This is a genomic window from Hyalangium sp. (assembly GCF_035629615.1).
Classification (GTDB): domain Bacteria; phylum Myxococcota; class Myxococcia; order Myxococcales; family Myxococcaceae; genus Hyalangium.
The window spans coordinates 1-3,296 of record NZ_DASPHO010000518.1 but is presented as its reverse complement, the minus strand read 5'-3'; the positions used below and the strand labels follow the sequence as shown (position 1 = coordinate 3,296).

Sequence of the window (3,296 nt, the reverse complement as noted above, 5' to 3'; positions counted from 1 at the left end):
AGGAGCACCAGCCCCCGGACGCGGTGCGCATACCGGCGGTGGAACTCCAGCGCCACCTGCACGCCCATGGAGTGCCCGAAGATGACGGCCTGCTTCACCTCCGCCGCATCCATCAGGCGGTCCAGGTCCTCGCAGGTGTAGATCATCCCGAAGCGCGAGCGATCCCGGGGCAGCCCCGAGCGGCCATGCCCGCGGTAGTGCCAGCGCAGCACCCGGTGCTGCCTGGCCAGGTACGGCGTCAGGTACTTCCACGCGAAGCCATCGCACCCGAGCCCATCGCACAGCACCATGCCGGGCTCGCCGTCGCCCAGCACCTGGAAGTAGAGCCCGGCTCCATCGGGCACCTGGAGGTAGTCCTGCCGGAAGTAGTGGCTCATGGACTCAGTCTTCCGCCTCGTCAACTGCGTCTGGCCCCCGGTCCAGGCCGTACTTGGAGATCTTCAAGATGAGGTTCGAGCGGCTGATGCCCAGCTCCCGCGCCAGCCGGCTCTTGTTGTGCTGCGTGCGGACCAGGCCGCGCTGGATCATCTCCCGCTCCAGCGCCTCCACCGCCTCGTTCAGCTTGCCCGTGGTGCGCATCGGTGACATCAGCGTGGCGCCCCCGGGCACCACCGCGTCCCGGATGCGGCTGGAGATCAGATCCGCGGGGAGCAGATCCAGATCTCCGCCGAGCACCAGCAGCCGCTCGATCTCGTTCTCCAGCTCGCGGATGTTCCCCGGCCAGGCGTAGGCGTGGAGGATGGACAGCGCCTCGGGCGACAGCCCCCGCGTGCGCTGATTCTCCCGGTGGTGCTTGCGCAGGAAGTGGTCGATGAGGATTGGCAGATCCTCGCGGCGCTCGCGCAGCGGCGGCAGGTGCAGGCGGATGACGTTGATGCGGTAGTAGAGGTCCTCGCGGAACTCGCTCTTCTTCACCAGCTCGGTCAGATCCTTGTGGGTGGCGGCGATGACGCGGACATCTACCTCCTTGGAGTGCGTGCCGCCCACGGGGATGAACGTCCCCTCCTGCAGCACGCGCAGGAGCTTCACCTGGAGGGCCGCGGACATGTCGCCCACCTCGTCCAGGAAGAAGGTGCCCCCGTCCGCCACCTCGAACAGGCCCTTCTTGTCCCGCAGCGCGCCGGTGAAAGAGCCCCGCGTGTGCCCGAACAGCGCGCTCTCCAGCAGGTTGTCGTTGAAGGCCGAGCAGTTCTGCACCACGAAGGGCTTGTCCTTGCGCGGCCCATTGTGGTGGATGGCGCGCGCCACCAGCTCCTTGCCGGTGCCGGACTCGCCGTTGATCAGCACGGTGGAGTCCGAGTTCGCCACCTTCTCCATCAGCTTGAACACCTCCATCATCGCCGAGGAGCGCCCGATGATCTTCTCGAACCGGTAGCGATCCGACAGCTCGTTGGAGAGGGTGTGGATCGTCTCATCCTTGCGCGACAGCTCCGCCTCGTAGCTGGCGATCTCGTTCACCGCGAACTCGAGCAGATCCGACAGCTTGCCCAGCTCCGGGGCGTCCATCACCGGCACCCGCGCCACGGCCCGATCCAGATCCGTGTCCACCACCGTCAGCTCGCGGATCTGCGACTTGAGCACCTCCGCCTCGCGCGGGCCGGGCGGCTGCCGCGCGAACCCCTCGATGAAGAGCATCCCCTCGTACTCGTTGTCGATGTAGAGCGGCGCCCCGATGATGGTGAAGTTCAGGTGGCAGTCATGCGTGAGCGCCCGGCGCAGCCGCTTGCTGCCCTTGAACTTCTCGTGGAGCACTCGCACCGACTGGCTACAGCGCCGGCCCCCCTCCTTGGAGAGGAGCGACAGGCGGCAGAAATCGTTCGGCGGGGGGATGATGTCCCCGCGCTGCCACTCCTGCACCACCCCATGCTTGTCCGCGAAGGCCAGCTCCGCCTGCCACCACTTGCGGATGACTTCTTTGAGCATGATGATGGTGTGCAGGTTCTGGTACTTCTCGAATTCCATCCCCGCTCCTCGCGCCTGTGTCCCGGGTCAGGACATCTGGCTCCACCAGGTGTCCGATTTTCAGCCGATGCTCATATCCTGAGCCAAGCGCGCTGTCCCAGGGTTCTCCCGTGACTACATCGGCGCATACCCCAGGCGGACCGAGACAGGCCCACAGCGGCGGCCACGGGCACGACCATGGCCACGATCATGGGCATGGCCACGGGCACGACCATGGGCATGGGCATGGGCACGGCGGAGGGCCCCCTCGGCGGCCGTCCAACCCGGCGGATGAGCGGCGCAAGGACAGGAACCGGCTGACCTTCGCGCTGATCCTCACGGCCACCATCGCGCTGGCCGAGGCCGTGGGCGGCTTCCTCACGAACTCGCTGGCGTTGATGTCCGACGCCGGCCACATGTTGACGGACGTGTCCGCGCTGGCGCTGAGCCTGCTGGCGCTGTGGTTCTCCGGCAAGCCGGCAGATCTGAAGAAGACGTACGGCTACTACCGGATGGAGATCCTCAGCGCGCTGCTCAATGGAGTGCTGCTGCTGGGGATCACCGGGGTGATCCTCGTGGAGGCATGGCAGCGCTTCCGCTCGCCCGCGCCGGTCAATCTAGGGCCCATGGCGCTGGTGGCGCTGGTGGGCCTGGTGGCCAACCTGGGAGCGCTGGGCTTCCTGCACCGGACGCACTCGCACAACGTGCGCGGAGCGTTCCTGCACGTGCTGGGGGACACGCTGTCCAGCGTGGGTGTGCTCGTGGGCGCGGGGATCATGGCGCTCACGGGCTGGTACGTGGTGGACCCGGTCATCTCCGTGCTCATCTCGGTGGTGATCGTGGTGGGCGCCATCCGGCTGGTGCGGGACTCGGTGGACGTGCTCCTGGAGGCGGTGCCCTCGCATGTGGACATGGAGGCGGTGCGGCAGCTGCTGGAGAAGGTGCCCGGCGTGAGCGCGGTGCACGATCTGCACGTGTGGACCATCTCCAGCGGGCTGTACGCACTCTCGGTGCACCTGGTGGTGGTCAACGCCCTGGCCTGCAACAACGATGAGATCCTCTCGGCGGTGAAGCACGAGCTGTTCGATCGGTTCGGCATCGATCACACCACGATCCAGATCGAGAGCGAGGCGTACGCCCACCTGGGCGAGGTTCACTGAGGGGCTCCCCAAGCGGTCGGATGATGACGCTCGGCGCGATGTTGTCTTGCACAGGCCGGAGACTCGGACCATCCTCGGCGGTCGATGAGTGTGCTGGACAAGGTGCTGTCGTTGCGGCCGGCGAACGCGGTGGCCCGGATGGGGCCCGGTTCCCGGCTGCCGCTGCTCAGCCCGAGTGAGCTGCTCCGGGCGCTG

At 67.1% G+C, this 3,296-nt stretch carries 3 protein-coding genes; 1 reads left to right on the top strand and 2 read right to left on the bottom strand.

What is annotated here, in order from left to right; genetic code table 11:
* Both VD972_RS26430 and VD972_RS26425 read right to left on the bottom strand, forming a co-directional pair.
* Nucleotides 1-377 (bottom strand): alpha/beta hydrolase (locus tag VD972_RS26430; protein WP_324991514.1); only part of this gene is annotated, 377 nt, incomplete at its 3' end.
* 4 nt (nucleotides 378-381) lie between these two features.
* Nucleotides 382-1,962, bottom strand: coding sequence for a sigma 54-interacting transcriptional regulator (locus tag VD972_RS26425; protein WP_324991513.1), 1,581 nt, complete (start codon nucleotides 1,960-1,962; stop codon nucleotides 382-384).
* A 110-nt stretch (nucleotides 1,963-2,072) separates the two neighbouring features.
* On the opposite strand from VD972_RS26425, the gene VD972_RS26420 reads away from it, so the two are divergent.
* Nucleotides 2,073-3,101 carry a cation diffusion facilitator family transporter gene (locus VD972_RS26420; protein WP_324991512.1) on the top strand — a complete coding sequence of 343 codons (1,029 nt, stop codon included), beginning with the start codon at nucleotides 2,073-2,075 and terminating at the stop codon, nucleotides 3,099-3,101.
* The last annotated feature ends 195 nt before the right edge of the window (nucleotides 3,102-3,296 follow it).

Excerpts from the sequence above, each read along its gene's own strand:
- VD972_RS26425 (WP_324991513.1), bottom strand. The coding sequence starts at position 1,962 with ATGGAATTCGAGAAGTACCAGAACCTGCACACCATCATCATGCTCAAA.